The following is a 15,744-nucleotide window of genomic DNA, read 5'->3' on the forward strand; positions in this document are numbered from 1 at the left end:
CATTTTCACTCCAATCTTTTAATTGCCGCCTTTTTCGCCAGCGACTCCTTTTTCAAGTGCTTTCCATGAAAGGGTGGCACATTTAATCCGGGCCGGGAATTTCGAAACGCCTTGAAGGGCTTCAATATCCCCGAGATCTATTGAGTCGTCATACTCTTTCCCTTGCATCATGTCTGAGAAAATCTTAGACATGGAAAGGGCGGTATCAATATCTTTTCCTTTAATCGCCTGCGTCATCATGGAAGCTGAAGCCATGGAGATGGAGCAGCCTTCTCCTTCAAACTTCGCTTCCTGAACGGTATCGCCGTCAAGCTTCATTGTCAGTCTGATCCGGTCGCCGCAAGTCGGGTTGTTCATATCGACGACGATGCTGTCATCCAAAACCCCTTTGTTGCGCGGATTTTTGTAATGATCCATGATCACTTGTCTGTATAATGTATCTAAATTTGCATTAAAAGACATTTGTAAAGTACTCCTTTGTCTTTTGGAGGGCTTCCGCGAGCTTATCGATCTCTTCCTCTGTATTATACAGATAAAAACTCGCTCTCGCAGTAGCAGATACATCCAGCCATTTCATGAGCGGCTGGGCGCAATGATGGCCGGCTCTGACCGCAATGCCCTCAGCATCGAGGACAGTCGCGACATCATGAGGGTGAACCTCATCAAGATTAAATGTCACAAGTCCCGCCCGCTCTTTCGGACCGTATACCGTCACGCCGTCTAGCTGCTCGAAACGGTCAAGCGCATAGGCTGCAAGCTTATGCTCATGCCGGGAAATCTCGTCGAGTCCGATCTCTTCAAGAAAATCAATCGCGGCTCCCAATCCGATCGCGCCTGCAATGATCGGCGTGCCTGCTTCAAATTTCCACGGAAGCTCTTTCCAAGTTGATTCATAAAGCCCTACAAAGTCGATCATCTCGCCGCCAAATTCGGCCGGCTCCATATTCTCAAGCAGTTCTTTCTTGCCGTACAGCACGCCGATTCCCGTCGGGCCGCACATTTTATGGGAAGAAAGCGCGAAGAAGTCGCAATCCAAGTCCTGAACGTCGATTTTCATGTGCGGTGTGCTTTGCGCCCCGTCCACCACGATGACCGCGCCATTGTCATGAGCGATTTTGGCGATCTCTTTAATCGGGTTGATCGTGCCGAGCACGTTTGACACATGAGCGACTGCCACGATCTTCGTATGGCTTGTGACAGTCTGCCGGACGTCGTCCAACGAAAGCGTGCCGTCTTCCTGCATCGGGATATATTTTAAAGTCGCGCCGGTTGCTTTGACAGCCTGCTGCCATGGAATGATATTCGCATGATGCTCCATTTGGGTGATGACCACTTCATCACCGGGTTTTAAGCTGGCGCGGGCATAGCTCAGCGCCACCATATTCAGTGAAGTTGTCGTGCCTTTTGTGAAAATGACCTCAGCCATTGACTTCGCATTGATAAACTTACGGACTTTTTCACGCGCACCTTCATAGCCGTCTGTCGCTCTCGTGCCAAGAGTATGAACGCCTCTGTGGACATTGGAGTTGTATTTGCTGTAATACTGATCCACTGCTTCAATGACAGCACGCGGCTTCTGGGAAGTCGCCGCGCTGTCAAGGTACACGAGGTCATGTCCGTTCACTTGCTGATGAAGGATCGGGAACTGTTCACGAATATCGGTGATATTCATTATTTTACTTTCCTTTCGATGACGGAGACGAGCTGTTTCTTAACTCCTTCAATCGGAAGCTCTTTTACCACCGGAGCAAGGAATCCGTAAATGACTAAGCGCTCCGCTTCTTCTTTCGGAATTCCGCGGCTCATTAAGTAGTAAAGCTGGATCGGGTCCACACGGCCGACAGATGCCGCATGTCCTGCAGTTACATCGTCTTCATCAATTAAAAGAATCGGGTTTGCATCTCCGCGTGCTTTTTCACTCAGCATCAGAACGCGGGATTCCTGTTCAGCGTTTGCTTTAGACGCGCCGTGCTCGATTTTGCCGATTCCGTTAAAGATGGAAGATGCGGCATCTTTCATGACTCCATGCTTCAGGATATAGCCTTCAGAAGCCTTACCGAAGTGGATGATCTGCGTCGTAAAGTTTTCCGTCTGTTCTCCTCTTCCGACAACTACGGTTTTCGTATCGCCGTATGTGCCGTCTCCGTAGAGGTTTGTCGTGTTTTCAGAAATCGTGTCGCCGTCGTTCATCAGTCCGAGCGCCCACTCGATTCTGCTGTCGCGTCCGAGCGCGGCTCCGCGGCGGTTGACGTATGTTGTGACGCCTGCTGACAGGTTGTCAACGGCGCCGTACGTCACGCTGGCATTATCACCTGTGACCACTTCACTGATAATGTTGAATACAGCTTCTTTCGGATTCACCGTGCTGATGTAGTTCTCAACGTAAGTGACGGAGCTGTGGTCTTCAGCGACGATCAGCACGTGGTTGAACAATGCCGTGTCATTGCTTTCATGAACGTAAACGGCCTGAACAGGCGTCTCCACCTGAACGTTTTTAGGAACATAAAGGAATGCCCCGCCGTTCATTAATGCTGCATGAAGCGCAGTCAGTTTATGTTCGTCGACCTTAACGCCGTCTTTCATGAAATACTTCTCAACGAGGTCGCTGTGCTCACGGGCAGCCGTTAAGATGTCCGTAAAGATGACGCCTTTGTCTTTCAGTTCTTTGGAAAGAGAAAGGAAAGCGGGCGTTTGGTCACGCTGCACGTATAACGTTTTGTCTTCGTTTTCGATATCGATCAGCGCTTTTGCTTCATCAGCTAAATCTTCTAAAGAAGCAAGCGGCGCATTTTCTACTGTATGCTTGTTGAACTTTGTAAAGTTCCAATTTGTGATTTTTGTTTTATCAGGCTTAGGCAGCGGCAGATCGTCAGCTTTTTCAAGAGCCTGTAAGCGCAGGTTTTTCAGCCAGGCAGGTTCTTGATGCTTTTCGGAAAAGCCTTTGACATATTCCTGATCTACGGATAGTTTCGTTTCCAATGTCATGATTATCCCCCTAACGCTTACGCTTCTTGGCCTACAGTTTCGTCTTCAATGCCTAGTTCTTGTTTAATCCAGTCATAACCTTCCGCTTCAAGGCGCTGTGCAAGCTCCGCGCCGCCGGATTTCACTACGCGTCCCTGCATCATAACGTGAACGACATCAGGCGTGATGTAGTTCAGAAGGCGCTGGTAGTGAGTGATCATTAAGCAGCCGAAGTTTTCGCTGCGCATTCTGTTAATTCCTTTAGAAACGACTTTAAGCGCATCGATATCAAGACCTGAATCGATCTCGTCAAGAATGGCGATTTTCGGCTCGATCATCATAAGCTGAAGGATTTCGTTGCGTTTTTTCTCCCCGCCTGAGAAACCTTCGTTCAGGTAACGCTGCGCCATTTCAGGGTCCATTTCAAGGAACTCCATGTTTTCGTCCATTTTGCGGATGAATTTCATAAGAGAAATTTCATCGCCTTCTTCACGGCGGGCGTTAATCGCAGAGCGAAGGAAATCGGCATTTGTCACACCGCTGATTTCGCTTGGGTACTGCATCGCAAGGAAAAGACCCGCCTGAGCGCGCTCGTCCACTTCCATTTCCAGTACATCCTTGCCGTCAAGCGTGATGCTGCCTTTTGTAACTTCGTATTTCGGGTGTCCCATAATCGCTGCTGAGAGCGTGGATTTACCGGTACCGTTCGGCCCCATGACAGCGTGGAATTCGCCGCCTTTTATTTCAAGGTTTACACCTTTTAAGATCTCTTTTCCTTCGATTTCAACGTGAAGATCCTTGATCGTTAATGTTGAAGCAGCCATATCTATACCTCCAAAATATATAATCATTATTCTCAATTTATTCTCATTCTAATTTTATAACAAATGAAAAGTAAATACAACTTTTTATATTACCCGGAACATTCCTAAAGTTTATCAAAGATCAAGGCGTAATTAAAGCTGTTTGAAACAGAAAAAGGGCGGAAATCCACCCTTTTTTACTGACCGATTTTCTCATTAAGCTGCGCTGCGAGGAACTTGCTTTTTTGATATTCAAGCTCCCTCTGCCGTTCGACTTCCATCCTTTTTGAAAGACGCCGTCCGTATTCCTCGTAGCCGATGCCGTGTGACTTCTGCATCGCTTTTTCCATTTCAGGCGTATAGTCAAGGTCCAGTCTCTCGTGGCTGGTGCAGATAATGAATCAATCCCTTCATATATTTGTTTCTATTGTAACAATGATCCCCTGCTCCGGCCAAAGAGAGTGTGCCCCTGAATCCTTTCGAATGTGCCGAAAACCGGCGCTCGCTTTATCTGAAAAACGGTATTCACACGATTGCTCTTTCTAATGCGTCGTATGTCCGAATTCCTGAATGCACTGCTGCACGAGGGTCACTCCCTGACTGAGAGCCGCGCCGCCCCCGAATGCCGCCGCGACGCCGATGACCTCAAGGATGTTTTCTTCTGTCGCCCCTTGGTCAAGGCAGCCCTTCGTATGATAAATCATGCAAAATTCATCTTGAGCGCTGATGCTGATGCCCAGAGCGATTAATTGTTTCTCTTTTTCAGTTAATGAATCCGCAGAGAAACACTGTTCAGTAAATTCATTAAACTTCCGCCCCATCATCGGCATTTTTTGCTCGAATATGCCTAAACCTTCTTTATATTGTTTCAATGCGTCATGCACGCTTTTCCCGTTATCCTGGTATTGGGCCACTGCCATTCCCTCCAATCGTTAACCTTCCTTTTTATTATGGACAGTTCTCCGATTAATACCCGAAAAAAACCCCGGATGATTCATCCGGGGTTTTCGCTTTATTCAGATACGGGAAGCACGGCTCCGTCGTATTTTTTCTCAATAAAGTCTTTGATTTTCTTAGAGTGAAGCACTTCCATAAGCGCTTTGATTTTCTCTGATTTTTCGTCACCTTTGCGTACGGCGATGATGTTTGCGTACGGGTTGTTTTTCGTTGATTCCACTTCAATCGCATCTTTTAACGGATTCAGTTTGTTTTGAATCGCATAGTTGACGTTAATGAAGACTGCATCGCCTTCTTCTTCATTATATGCTTTCGCCGTTAATTCAGGGGCGATTTTTTTGAATGTCAGGTTTTTCGGGTTTTTCGTAATGTTTTTCGTAGTGGCTTCAATCGTTTTTACCTTCGGATCAAGTGTGATCAGTCCGGCTTTTTCAAGCATCGCCAGCATACGGCCTTGTTCAGCGACATTGTTCGTCATGATGATGGTCGCGCCTTTAGGCAGGTCTTTCAGTGATTTGTATTTTTTCGTGTAAATTCCGAATGGCTCAAGGTGAACGGCTCCGGCATTCACGAGTTTGTAATCTTTATTTTCTTTCATTTCCTGTTCAAGGTAAGGAACGTGCTGGAAGTAGTTCGCATCCACTTCATTATCAGCTAACGCTTTGTTGTACATTTTGTAATCGTTCAGCACTTTTACTTTTAATGTGTAGCCTTTTTCCTTCAAGAGCGGTTCCGCTTCTTTTAAAATTTCAGCATGCGGTGTTTTTGTCGCGGCGACAACGATTTCCTTTTTATTCGAGCCGTTTGATCCGCAGGCGGCTAAAACTCCCGCGAACACAAGCAGCAGCGCACTTAATACAATCTTTTTCAATGTAAATCCTCCCTTATCTTTTGTCTATTATATTTGTAATTACATCACCGATAATCTGAATGATAAAGACGATGATGAGTATAAATACTGTCGCTACAAACGTTACATCCGTATTATTGGACTGGTAGCCTTCTACATATGCAAGGTTTCCGAGTCCGCCTGAACCGATGGCGCCGGCAATGGCGGTAGATCCGATCAGGGCGATGGCCGTCACGGTGATGCCTGAAATTAACGCAGGCATTGATTCAGGAATCAGCACTTTGAAAATAATCGTCGATGTCTTTGCTCCCATTGATCTGGCAGCTTCGATGACTCCTTTATCGACTTCCCGGAGCGCAATTTCCGCAAGACGGGCGTAAAACGGCGCGGAGCCGATAATCAGCGCCGGCAATGCGGCATTCGGTCCTAAAATCGATCCGACCAAAATCTTAGTAAAGCCGAGAAGCAGAATAATTAAAATAAGAAACGGAATAGACCTGAAAATATTAACGACCGCCGCAATCACGGTGTTAATGATTTTATTTTCCCATAAGCTTCCCTTGCCCGTTAAAAAGAGCAGAAGACCGAGAATCGCTCCGATGATAAATGAAAAAACTAAAGCGATGACCGTCATATAAAGGGTCTCGTATGTGGCCGTCCACAGCTCGGTTATATCAACGTTCGGGAACCATTTTTCAAACATTTGTGATCACCTCTGCTTCTACCTGTTTGTCTTTGATGAACCGGATCACGTTTTCTACTTCTTTTTCCTGACCGTCAATATGAATGAATAATGAACCGTAGGCTCCGTCCTTCGTCTGTGAAATTTTCCCCTGCAGAATATTGACGTCCACATCAAAGTTTCGGATCATTTCCGTAATGAGGGGCTGCTCGGCGGCCTGCCCGACAAATGAAAGCTGAATCGTTTTCCCTGTCGCTGTTTCCTGCAGAAAATGCTGGATGGTTTCTTTCGTCTCCTCCGGTTCTGTCACCTGCTGAACGAAACGCTTGGTCATCGGTTCGCGCGGGTTTCTGAAAACTTGGAGTACTTCGCCTTCTTCAACGACTTTCCCGTTTTCCATGACGGCGACTCTGTTGCAGATTTTTCGGATGACGTGCATTTCATGGGTAATGAGCACGATCGTCAGACCGAGTCTGTCATTTATATCGGATAAAAGATCCAAAATTGAATCGGTCGTCTGCGGATCGAGCGCTGATGTCGCTTCATCGCACAGAAGGACTTTCGGATTATTGGCGAGCGCCCGGGCGATGCCGACACGCTGCTTTTGACCGCCGCTCAGCTGCGACGGATAAGATTTTTCTTTCCCCTCTAATCCGACCAGTTTAATCAATTCATCAGCGCGGCGGACCCGTTCGCTTTTTTTCACGCCGGCGATTTCCAACGGGAACATAATGTTCTCCCGGACGGTGCGCGACCACAAAAGGTTAAAATGCTGGAAGATCATGCTGATTTCCTGGCGCGCTTTTCTCAGCCCGCGGCTGCTTACTTTATTTAATTCCGTCCCCGCGACTTCCACGGTTCCCGACGTCGGCTTTTCAAGGCCGTTCAGGAGACGGATTAAGGAACTTTTACCAGCTCCGCTATATCCTATAATTCCAAATATTTCGCCCTTTTTGATATCAAGAGTGACATCTTGGACAGCATTGACATCCCCATGCTTCGCTTTGTAAATTTTTGAAACATTTTGAAGATGGATCAAAGCAATCACCCGCCTTACACTATTCTAAGAAATCTTCCGGGTTTCTCCGCAAAAGAAAAGCCTTTCTGCAAAAATGAGCAGAAAGGCTTATTGAAAAAGGCCTTTCTCTCATCTTTCAAAGCAGACCGCTTCGAGTGAATTGGCACCATTTCAACATTGTTGATGGTTGCCGGGCTTCATAGGGCACTTCCCTCCACCTCTCTTGATAAGAGAAAACATATCGTATTTTCGTCCGGAAATTCTTACTGTAGAATAGCACGGCGAATGATAAAAAGTCAATAAAATAAATATTGGAAGCTATTGTCACATAGTAGATTGGCAGTTACGGCCGTTTACTGATCGCCTGAAAAAATCCGTTTGTCAGCCAGAGGATGGCCTCCAGCTTCAGCAGGGCTCTGAATGATCCTTTCACTTTGAGTTTTCCGCTTTGGATAAGCTTTTGCAAAGAGACATCACCATGCAGGAGATGGATGATTTCCGTCTGGTTTCCGTAAAAGGTCAAATTAGATTTTTCCTTTGAAGCCGACGTTTTTCTCATTTCTCCCTGTCCGTTAATTGAGACCGTTAAGGCTTCTGTTTCTCCTTGGAATGTAATCAGCAGCGTTGAGGCGTTTAATAGCGGTTTCAAAAACAGATGCTGTCCGTCATTCTCTGAAACTTCTATTTTCTCCACTCGTATAACCTCCCGTTTTAATGGCCATACATACACTTTCTCTTTTTAACGGACAGAACCCTTTATAAACCGCACGACATTTTCCTGTAAATATTGTCACATCGGGAACGTTTGCGATGTTTTTTGTTTAATCAGCTCATATAAATAGGAAACGGAGCGGAAGGCGTATCCTTTCTCAACAAGCTCTCCGCCTTTAAACAGCAAAAAGCACGGAACGCTTTCAATCTGATAGGCTTTGGCGAATGCGGGGGAATAATTCACGTTGTTTTTATAGAAGGCGGCGCCGGGCAGCATTTCTTCGACGACAGTAAGCATTTTGGACGCCAGCTGGCATGTGCCGCAAAACGGGGTATACAAATACAGGAGATAAACGTCATCCTGAATCGATTCGAGTTCATTTTCTTGGAGTTCTTTCAAGATTACCACCTCAGGTCGTTCTTTTTCAAAAATACAGTGTCAGCATCAAAGCCGGCTCTGATCAGCACAGATGCGAGATGATGGCCCGGGCACGACTCGACTTGCCTGTATGTTCTGTCTATATAAATATGGCGCGCTTCGGGAAGCTCCCGTTTCAGCTGTTTTCTTAGTTTTTCTCCGGAGTCATCTGCGTCCGTTAAAATATAGACGTCTCTGTCAAACAGGCGGTCCGCCAAATCTTCCAGTTCGGTTTGGCCGATCGTCCCGTTTGTACAGACGATTTCCGCGGGTTCGATGAGCACTTCCCTGACTTTGATTTTATCAGATTTTCCTTCTACGATAATGACCTTTTCATCTCCGTTGTACATAAGCGCGTCACCTGCCGATTGTTTTAGCGTCAGATTGAAAAAGAAGGCAGTGAAATTCACCGCCAACTGTTAACACCAGCCATTCTCATAATCGCAATCGACATATTTCGGATCGCTGCCGTTTATGACATCGGCTGTTTTATAAAATTTTTGATTTTCAAATGAAAAGCCCTGTTTGAGCTCGTACTGGTCCATGCCTGTCATCTCGCCGATGGCTTCATTTTCATGAAACAAGGAAAACCGGCCGTTTTGAAAGCGGCCCGTAACGTTCTCCGTCACATCGACCTTTTGTTTATCAAAAGCCATTTTAGACACCTCCCGTTACAGATAGAATGTCCAAATGGCCCCTTTGCTATCCGATCAGTCTTCCTGTGTCATTTCGTCATATTGCTCGGAAGTCATGAGGTTTTCGATTTCTTCAGCATCAGCCGGTTCCACGACGATCATCCACGCTTTTTCATACGGAGACTCGTTTACGAATTCAGGACTGTCATCAAGGTCTTCGTTCACTTCCGTCACCGTTCCGTTAATCGGTGCGTACAGTTCGGATACGGTTTTGACGGATTCCACGCTGCCGAATGGCTCGTCCGCTTTAATTTCGGCGCCGACTTCCGGAAGCTCGACAAAGACGATGTCGCCAAGTTCGGCTTGCGCGAAATGTGTAATCCCGATACGGGCTTTTCCGTCCTCAACTTTGACCCATTCGTGCTCTTTGGAATAACGCATTTCTTTCGGTGTGCTCATCTAAATCCCTCCATTTTTTTCTTATAATAAGAAGATACCATAATTCTTTGAACCTGGCATTACATCCAATATTTTTCGAATTGGTCTTCTTTAAAGCCGACAGTGACTTTTTCGCCGTCTGTCGTAATCGGGCGTTTCAGGAGCATACCGTCTGATGCCAGGAGTTCAAGCTGTTCGTCCTCTGACATATGGTACAGTTTTTCCTTTAAGTTCAGCTCGCGGTATTTCATTCCGCTCGTGTTGAAAAACTTTTTGAGCTCAAGACCGCTCTTCTCATAGAGGTCTTTAATTTCTTCTTTCGACGGAGTTTCCTCCGCGATATGTATTTCGTTTATTTCCTTACCGCGGTCTTCCAGCCATTTTTTCGCATTACGGCACGTTCCGCATTTAGGGTACCAGTAAAAATTTAACGACATCTTCTTCACCCCTTGTAAATGATCGTCGTTATTTTAACACAATCACTTGTAAAAACCTATAACGTTGCTTCATGAAAAAGCGCCCCTGATGAAGGAGCGCTTTCAGCATGTGATCAGACCGTATATTTTTCTTCACGGAAGACGGCGGCTGCCGCTTCACGTTTTTTCTGAATGAGGTTTTTCGGCGTCAGGCGCGTCAGTTTGCGCAGCACGGAAAGCATCATGCGGAGGGAATCTCCTTCCTCCATGGCGATCAGTGATTCTTTGGCGTGCGCTTCAATGTTCTGAAGGGCTTCCTGAGCAAAGATTTCCGTATATAACAGCTTCTGCGCGGCTTTTTCGGCACCGTCCGCCGCAATTGCTTTTTCCGTTCTGAGGACGGCAGATTCCAAAGCGTAAAGCGCGCTGACAATATCGGCAATGTTCACCATGATTTCCTGCTCGCCTTCGATCTCTTTGCCGTATTTCTGCGCCGCGAGACCCGCTGTCAAGAGGGCGATCTTTTTCGCCTGTCTGACAATGTATTTTTCCTGTTCAAGAGGTTCTGAGCCCGGCTCTTCAGGCATCAGCATCATGAGTTCTTCTTGGAGCGCTTTTGCTTTTTCAAAGAGCGGCAGCTGACCTTTTACGGCTTTTTTCAGGAACGTGCTCGTTACGATCAGGCGGTTGATTTCATTTGTGCCTTCAAAAATTCTGTTGATTCTTGAGTCGCGATAAGCGCGCTCCACTTCATATTCCTGCATAAATCCGTAACCGCCGTGAATTTGAACGCCTTCATCGGCAATGTAATCAAGCGTTTCAGAACCGCACATTTTGTTGAGCGAGCATTCAATCGCGTACTCGGCGATTGACTTCGCGACTTCGCGTCCGTCTTTTTGCTCCTCTTCCGTCAGTCTGCTCATATTATCTTCGAATAAGCCCACTGTTCTGTATACAGAGCTCTCCATGGCGTAAAGCCGCGCTGACATCGTCGCAAGCTTTTCCTGAGTGAGCGTGAAGCTTGAGATCGGCGTTTTAAATTGCCGGCGCTGGTTTGCATAAGCGGCGGACAGCTCAATCACCCGTTTTGAAGCGCCGATTGTGCCGACGGCAAGCTTGTAGCGCCCGATATTCAGGATATTAAAGGCGATGACATGGCCTTTTCCGATTTCGCCTAGAAGGTTTTCTTTCGGGACTTCCGCCTGATCTAAAATCAGCGTTCTTGTCGACGAACCCTTAATCCCCATTTTTTTCTCTTCCGGTCCCGTTGACACGCCCGGATAGTTCTTTTCTACGATAAATGCGGAAAACTTATCTCCGTCCACTTTAGCGTAGACGACAAAGACATCTGCAAAGGCGGAGTTTGTAATCCATTGCTTTTCTCCGTTAAGAATATAGTGTGTGCCCGCTTCATTCAAAACAGCCGTCGTTTTCGCGCCGAGGGCATCTGAACCTGAACCGGGCTCAGTTAAGGCGTATGCCGCGATTCTTTGTCCTGAAGCCAAGTCCGGCAAATAGGTTTTTTTCTGTTCTTCCGTTCCGAAGAACACGATCGGCAATGAGCCGATCCCGACGTGAGCGCCGTAAGACAGCGAAAAGCTGCCGGCACGTGAAAACTTTTCCGTAATGAAGGCTGAACTGATTTTATCCAGGCCGATGCCGCCGTACTCTTCAGGCACGTCTGCTCCGAGGAGGCCGAGATCTCCGGCTTTTTTCAGCAGTCTGACCGAATGCTCGAACTGATGATTTTCAATTTCATCAATATAAGGAAGCACATCGTTTACGACGTAGTCTTCTGTCGTTTTTCCGATCATTTTATGTTCGTCTGTAAAGTCCTCCGGAGTGAATATTTGATCATATCCCGTCTCTTCAATCAGAAAGCTGCCGCCTTTTTTGACGTTGACCGTTTCCTGTTTCATGCTTCGTTTCCCCCTTGTTTTAAATGAGCTCAAATACGCCGGCAGCGCCCATGCCGCCTCCGATGCACATCGTCACCACGCCGAATTGCTCGTTTCTCCGTTTCATTTCATGAATGAGTGACAGGGTCAGCTTCGTTCCCGTGCATCCGAGCGGATGTCCGAGCGCGATGGCGCCTCCGTTGACGTTCACCTTTTCTTCATCTATCCCAAGCGATCTGATGACTTGAATGGCCTGTGAAGCAAAGGCCTCATTCAATTCAAAAAGCCCGATATCCTGTAATTCGAGTCCGGCAAGCTTGAGCGCCCGCGGAATGGCTTCAATCGGACCGATCCCCATTACCTCAGGCGGAACGCCGCCTACGGCAAAGGAACGGAATTTGACAAGCGGCGCCAACCCGAGCGACGATGCTTTTTCGCGATCCATCAGCATGACAGCCGCCGCGCCGTCACTTGTTTGTGAAGAGTTCCCGGCCGTCACGGTTCCCGTTTTAGAAAAAGCCGGACGGAGCTTCGCCAAGACGTCAGCCGATGTGCCGGGACGAACGCCTTCATCTTGTGAAAAGGTAAATTGTTTTTTCCGCGGCTTATGGTCATCACCGACTTCTGTCAGCGATACTTCAACCGGCACGATTTCGTCATTGAATTTGCCTTCTTTAAGGGCTTTTGCGGCATTCTGATGGCTGCGGACGGCAAATGCATCTTGGTCTTCTCTGGATACGCCGTACGTTTCGGCGACCTGCTCCGCTGTGTGCCCCATGCTCATGTAATACTCAGGCGCATGCTCCGCCAAAGCGATATTCGGCCGTGTCACATGCCCCATCATCGGAACTTGCGACATGGATTCCGCACCGCCCGCAATGACGGTGTCACCCGCGCCGATCATGATTTTTTCAGCACCGTAAGCGATGGATTGGAGCCCGGAAGAGCAGTAGCGGTTCACCGTAATGGCCGGCACCGTATGAGGAAGCCCCGCCAGCGCACCGATATTCCGCGCCATATTTAATCCTTGTTCGGCTTCAGGTGTTGCGCATCCGATAATTAAGTCATCGATATTTCCTTCATAGCCGCCTGCCCGTTTCAGCGTTTCTTTTACACAAAGCGCGCCTAAATCATCAGGACGAACGGCTGCAAGCGATCCTTTTTTCGCTTTACCGACCGGGGTTCTCGCACCGGCCACAATGACTGCTTCTCTCATAAACACCCTCCTAGTTCCGTAAAGGTTTGCCTTTGACGAGCATATGCTGCATTCTCGCTTGAGATTTCGCCTCGCCAGCGAGGCTTAAAAAGGCTTCTCTTTCAATCTCGAGTAAATATTCTTCTGAAACCTCCGTGCCGAACGGGACTCTTCCGCCGGCAATGACATGGGCCAGCTTCTTCGCAATCTTCATATCGTGATCGGATAAATAACCCGACCGTCTCATTTGGTCTGCTCCGAGCAGTAATGCCGCACAGCCGGTTTCTCCGGTGACTTTCACTTTTTTGCGGGCAGGCGGGCGGTATCCGCTGTCATATAAGGAAGCAGCCAGCTGTTTCGCATCGTGCAGCAGGTGATCCTGATTCATGCTGACACGGTCTGCCGCGGACAAAATCTGCATATCACGGGCTTCGTGTGCCGAACCGGACACTTTGGCAAGCGCGATTGTTTCGAAGGTTTTAATGGCCGCGTCCATCAGTTCACTTCCGCCGTTCAAATAATTCATGTACAGCTCTTTGTTTCCTCCGCCGCCCGGAATAAGGCCGACGCCGGTTTCAACAAGACCCATATACGATTCGCTCGCCGCCTGAACGCGTGCCGCCGGGAGACAGACTTCCGTGCCGCCGCCGAGTGTCATCCCGAATGGCGCCGCGACAACGGGTTTAGCGCTGTATTTGATGTTCAGCATCGTCTGCTGAAAACGGCGGATGACAAAATCGACTTCCATGAAGTTATCATCCTGAGCTTCCATCAAAATCATCGCAAGGTTTGCCCCCGCGCAGAAATGTCTGCCTTGGTTTCCGATGACAAGTCCTTTATAATTCCGCTCGGTTTCCTCAAGCGCATTGTCAATCATCTGAATAATGTCTAAGCCGATCGCGTTGCTTTTCGTATGAAATTCCAGCAGCGCGACATCATCGCCGAGATCAATCAGACTTGCGCCGCTGTTTTTAGTGATAACGCCTTTTGTTTCTTTTAACGTTTGCAGGCTGATCCGTTTCGGATTTTCTTTCACAGCCCTGTATTGGCCGTCTGAATAGTAAAATGGTGTTCCGTTTTCCTTCATATAAAATGTTTCATGGCCCTGATCAAGCATATCTTTCACCCAGCCGGGGATTTCTGCGCCTTCTTCTTCGAGCCGCTCCGCTGATTTTCTGACGCCGATGGCATCCCACATCTCAAACGGGCCGAGCTCCCATCCGAAGCCCCATTTCATGGCGTCGTCAATCGCTTTGATATCATCAGCGATCTCACCTAAAAGCCGGGCTGAGTATAAGAGTGTTTGCGATGTAATATTCCAAAGCAGGCGTCCGGCGCGGTCATCGGAGTATATAAGCGCTTTCATTTTGCCTTTGGCACCCTTTGCCTGTTTGGCGGCTTCTAAAGCGGGCGTCTTCATTTTCGAGCGCTCACCGTATGTCATGGTCAGCGGATCGAGTTCATATATTGTTTTACCTTCTTTTTTGTAAAAACCTTGGCCTGATTTGCTGCCCAGCCAATTGTTTTTCAGCATGTCATTCATAAATTCAGGCAGCTTAAACATGTCTTTTTCAGCGCCGTCGGCTTTATCATACACATTTTTTGCCACATGGGCGAAAGTATCAAGCCCCACAACGTCGAGGGTTCTGAAGGTCGCGCTTTTCGGTCTGCCGATCAAAGGCCCGGTCACCGTGTCCACCTCGCCGATGCGGCAGCCGGAAGAAAGCATTTCTCTTACCGTGACCAGCAGGCCGTACGTACCGATGCGGTTGGCGATAAAGTTAGGCGTGTCTTTCGCGATGACGACACCTTTCCCGAGCGTGTTTTCTGCAAATGAAGTCATAAACTCCAGCACGTCAGGATCTGTTTCCTGAATCGGAATGATTTCCAGAAGCTTTAAGTAGCGGGCCGGATTAAAGAAATGGGTTCCTAAGAAATGGGCTTTAAAATCGGCAGATCGGCCTTCCGCCATTTTTGTGACGGAGATACCGGACGTATTGCTCGACACGATGCTTCCCGGTTTCCGGTATTCATCAACGAGTGAGAAAATCTGTTTTTTTACGTCAAGATTTTCGACGACGACTTCAATAATCCAATCAGCATCCTTTAATTGAGCTGCGTCATCTTCCAAATTCCCCGCAGTTATATAGTCGAGATTGGCAGCCGAAGTCAGCGGCGCCGGTTTTTGCTTCAGCAGCTTTTGCATGGCCGATCGGCTCAGCCTGCTGCGGACCTCCGGGCTTTCTAATGTCAGCCCTTTTTTCATCTCATCCTTTGTCAGCTCGTTTGGCACAATATCAAGCAGCAGGACGGGAATTCCGATGTTAGCCAAGTGCGCGGCAATTCCGGACCCCATGACGCCTGATCCGAGAACGGCTGCTTTCTTTATAAACTTGTGCATGAGTCATCCCCCTTGAACTTTGAATGAATAGTCATTCATTTTTTCGGCAAAAAAAATGAAACCCTTTTCTTCTTTCATCTTAAAAGATTTTCAGGATGACTTCAATAGCAAATATGGAATTTTTTTAAATTTTTCGGCTTCCGCATGTTCCATGGCGCGGGCGGGAAACTTAAACCCGGAGGTGAAGGGAATGGTGCGAGGGAGAAAAGATCCGTCTTCTGCCGCAGTGAGCGCGGCCAGCATGAAAGGAAATGCGGGACCGAAGCAAAAATACGGCGGCGGCAAACGGACGAGCCAAAATCAGCAATATAAAAAAGACAACATGGAATAACATGCTGCGGCTGCTTTTTGGAGCAGC

19 protein-coding genes and 1 riboswitch are annotated in these 15,744 nt (G+C 47.7%); of the genes, 1 reads left to right on the top strand and 18 read right to left on the bottom strand.

Features of this window, described 5'->3' with window-relative positions:
• Positions 1–18: 18 nt before the first annotated feature.
• The 18 genes from sufU to GNE05_RS16740 all read right to left on the bottom strand — a co-directional run bounded on the left by sufU (position 19) and on the right by GNE05_RS16740 (position 15,386).
• Positions 19–462 (bottom strand): Fe-S cluster assembly sulfur transfer protein SufU, encoded by a 444-nt coding sequence (sufU, locus tag GNE05_RS16655; RefSeq protein WP_003151877.1) that lies wholly within the window; start codon positions 460–462, stop codon positions 19–21.
• Positions 452–1,672: a cysteine desulfurase SufS gene (gene sufS, locus GNE05_RS16660; RefSeq protein ID WP_007410089.1), complete on the bottom strand. Its 1,221-nt coding sequence runs from the start codon at positions 1,670–1,672 to the stop codon at positions 452–454. The genes sufU and sufS overlap by 11 nt, the downstream gene beginning before the upstream one ends.
• The gene (sufD, locus tag GNE05_RS16665; protein WP_053104476.1) at positions 1,672–2,985 is read right to left on the bottom strand and encodes a Fe-S cluster assembly protein SufD; all 1,314 of its coding nucleotides are present in this window, start codon (positions 2,983–2,985) and stop codon (positions 1,672–1,674) included. The genes sufS and sufD overlap by 1 nt, the downstream gene beginning before the upstream one ends.
• Before the next feature lie 17 nt (positions 2,986–3,002).
• Positions 3,003–3,788, bottom strand: a complete 786-nt coding sequence (gene sufC / locus GNE05_RS16670; RefSeq protein ID WP_003327022.1) for a Fe-S cluster assembly ATPase SufC — start codon at positions 3,786–3,788, stop codon at positions 3,003–3,005.
• Positions 3,789–3,964: 176 nt separating this feature from the next.
• A complete protein-coding gene (locus tag GNE05_RS16675) occupies positions 3,965–4,117 on the bottom strand; it encodes a YuzK family famiily protein (protein ID WP_003151857.1) in 153 nt (50 codons plus the stop codon).
• 192 nt (positions 4,118–4,309) lie between these two features.
• On the bottom strand, positions 4,310–4,687 hold the full coding sequence (locus GNE05_RS16680; protein WP_029973602.1) for a carboxymuconolactone decarboxylase family protein: 378 nt from the start codon (positions 4,685–4,687) through the stop codon (positions 4,310–4,312).
• A gap of 92 nt (positions 4,688–4,779) precedes the next feature.
• On the bottom strand, positions 4,780–5,595 hold the full coding sequence (metQ, locus tag GNE05_RS16685; protein ID WP_007410087.1) for a methionine ABC transporter substrate-binding lipoprotein MetQ: 816 nt from the start codon (positions 5,593–5,595) through the stop codon (positions 4,780–4,782).
• Between the two features lie 13 nt (positions 5,596–5,608).
• Positions 5,609–6,277, bottom strand: coding sequence for a methionine ABC transporter permease (locus tag GNE05_RS16690; protein ID WP_003151851.1), 669 nt, complete (start codon positions 6,275–6,277; stop codon positions 5,609–5,611).
• Positions 6,270–7,295, bottom strand: coding sequence for a methionine ABC transporter ATP-binding protein MetN (metN, locus tag GNE05_RS16695; RefSeq protein WP_003151850.1), 1,026 nt, complete (start codon positions 7,293–7,295; stop codon positions 6,270–6,272). Before metN ends, GNE05_RS16690 begins: the two co-directional genes overlap by 8 nt.
• 105 nt (positions 7,296–7,400) lie before the next feature.
• A riboswitch (SAM riboswitch) is annotated at positions 7,401–7,507 on the bottom strand.
• Positions 7,508–7,617: 110 nt separating this feature from the next.
• Positions 7,618–7,968 (bottom strand): SCP2 sterol-binding domain-containing protein, encoded by a 351-nt coding sequence (locus GNE05_RS16700; protein WP_003151848.1) that lies wholly within the window; start codon positions 7,966–7,968, stop codon positions 7,618–7,620.
• A gap of 96 nt (positions 7,969–8,064) precedes the next feature.
• Positions 8,065–8,385: a thioredoxin family protein gene (locus GNE05_RS16705; RefSeq protein WP_003151847.1), complete on the bottom strand. Its 321-nt coding sequence runs from the start codon at positions 8,383–8,385 to the stop codon at positions 8,065–8,067.
• 2 nt (positions 8,386–8,387) lie between these two features.
• On the bottom strand, positions 8,388–8,753 hold the full coding sequence (locus tag GNE05_RS16710; RefSeq protein WP_007410083.1) for a toprim domain-containing protein: 366 nt from the start codon (positions 8,751–8,753) through the stop codon (positions 8,388–8,390).
• A 69-nt stretch (positions 8,754–8,822) separates the two neighbouring features.
• A complete protein-coding gene (locus tag GNE05_RS16715) occupies positions 8,823–9,059 on the bottom strand; it encodes a YusG family protein (protein ID WP_003151845.1) in 237 nt (78 codons plus the stop codon).
• Between the two features lie 54 nt (positions 9,060–9,113).
• Complete coding sequence (gene gcvH, locus GNE05_RS16720; protein WP_014418827.1) at positions 9,114–9,497, bottom strand: glycine cleavage system protein GcvH; 384 nt, start codon at positions 9,495–9,497, stop codon at positions 9,114–9,116.
• 59 nt (positions 9,498–9,556) lie between these two features.
• On the bottom strand, positions 9,557–9,913 hold the full coding sequence (locus GNE05_RS16725; protein WP_003151843.1) for an arsenate reductase family protein: 357 nt from the start codon (positions 9,911–9,913) through the stop codon (positions 9,557–9,559).
• Between the two features lie 113 nt (positions 9,914–10,026).
• The gene (locus GNE05_RS16730; RefSeq protein ID WP_007613612.1) at positions 10,027–11,811 is read right to left on the bottom strand and encodes an acyl-CoA dehydrogenase family protein; all 1,785 of its coding nucleotides are present in this window, start codon (positions 11,809–11,811) and stop codon (positions 10,027–10,029) included.
• A gap of 19 nt (positions 11,812–11,830) precedes the next feature.
• Complete coding sequence (locus GNE05_RS16735) at positions 11,831–13,006, bottom strand: acetyl-CoA C-acetyltransferase (RefSeq protein WP_003151841.1); 1,176 nt, start codon at positions 13,004–13,006, stop codon at positions 11,831–11,833.
• A gap of 10 nt (positions 13,007–13,016) precedes the next feature.
• A complete protein-coding gene (locus GNE05_RS16740; RefSeq protein WP_014418828.1) occupies positions 13,017–15,386 on the bottom strand; it encodes a 3-hydroxyacyl-CoA dehydrogenase/enoyl-CoA hydratase family protein in 2,370 nt (789 codons plus the stop codon).
• A gap of 190 nt (positions 15,387–15,576) precedes the next feature.
• Here GNE05_RS16740 and GNE05_RS16745 point away from each other — a divergent pair, with 190 nt between their 5' ends.
• Entirely contained in the window at positions 15,577–15,717 is a 141-nt protein-coding gene (locus GNE05_RS16745; protein ID WP_003151836.1) for a YuzL family protein, read from the top strand.
• The last annotated feature ends 27 nt before the right edge of the window (positions 15,718–15,744 follow it).

This window comes from Bacillus sp. AM1(2019), assembly GCF_009906915.1.
In the GTDB taxonomy this organism is placed as follows: Bacteria; Bacillota; Bacilli; order Bacillales; family Bacillaceae; genus Bacillus; species Bacillus velezensis.

Excerpts from the sequence above, each read along its gene's own strand:
- GNE05_RS16735 (WP_003151841.1), bottom strand. The coding sequence starts at position 13,006 with ATGAGAGAAGCAGTCATTGTGGCCGGTGCGAGAACCCCGGTCGGTAAA.
- sufU (WP_003151877.1), bottom strand. The coding sequence starts at position 462 with ATGTCTTTTAATGCAAATTTAGATACATTATACAGACAAGTGATCATG.
- GNE05_RS16745 (WP_003151836.1), top strand. The coding sequence starts at position 15,577 with ATGGTGCGAGGGAGAAAAGATCCGTCTTCTGCCGCAGTGAGCGCGGCC.
- GNE05_RS16710 (WP_007410083.1), bottom strand. The coding sequence starts at position 8,753 with ATGTACAACGGAGATGAAAAGGTCATTATCGTAGAAGGAAAATCTGAT.
- GNE05_RS16690 (WP_003151851.1), bottom strand. The coding sequence starts at position 6,277 with ATGTTTGAAAAATGGTTCCCGAACGTTGATATAACCGAGCTGTGGACG.
- GNE05_RS16715 (WP_003151845.1), bottom strand. The coding sequence starts at position 9,059 with ATGGCTTTTGATAAACAAAAGGTCGATGTGACGGAGAACGTTACGGGC.
- gcvH (WP_014418827.1), bottom strand. The coding sequence starts at position 9,497 with ATGAGCACACCGAAAGAAATGCGTTATTCCAAAGAGCACGAATGGGTC.
- sufD (WP_053104476.1), bottom strand. The coding sequence starts at position 2,985 with ATGACATTGGAAACGAAACTATCCGTAGATCAGGAATATGTCAAAGGC.
- sufC (WP_003327022.1), bottom strand. The coding sequence starts at position 3,788 with ATGGCTGCTTCAACATTAACGATCAAGGATCTTCACGTTGAAATCGAA.
- sufS (WP_007410089.1), bottom strand. The coding sequence starts at position 1,672 with ATGAATATCACCGATATTCGTGAACAGTTCCCGATCCTTCATCAGCAA.
- GNE05_RS16730 (WP_007613612.1), bottom strand. The coding sequence starts at position 11,811 with ATGAAACAGGAAACGGTCAACGTCAAAAAAGGCGGCAGCTTTCTGATT.
- GNE05_RS16740 (WP_014418828.1), bottom strand. The coding sequence starts at position 15,386 with ATGCACAAGTTTATAAAGAAAGCAGCCGTTCTCGGATCAGGCGTCATG.
- GNE05_RS16680 (WP_029973602.1), bottom strand. The coding sequence starts at position 4,687 with ATGGCAGTGGCCCAATACCAGGATAACGGGAAAAGCGTGCATGACGCA.
- GNE05_RS16725 (WP_003151843.1), bottom strand. The coding sequence starts at position 9,913 with ATGTCGTTAAATTTTTACTGGTACCCTAAATGCGGAACGTGCCGTAAT.
- GNE05_RS16675 (WP_003151857.1), bottom strand. The coding sequence starts at position 4,117 with ATGGAAAAAGCGATGCAGAAGTCACACGGCATCGGCTACGAGGAATAC.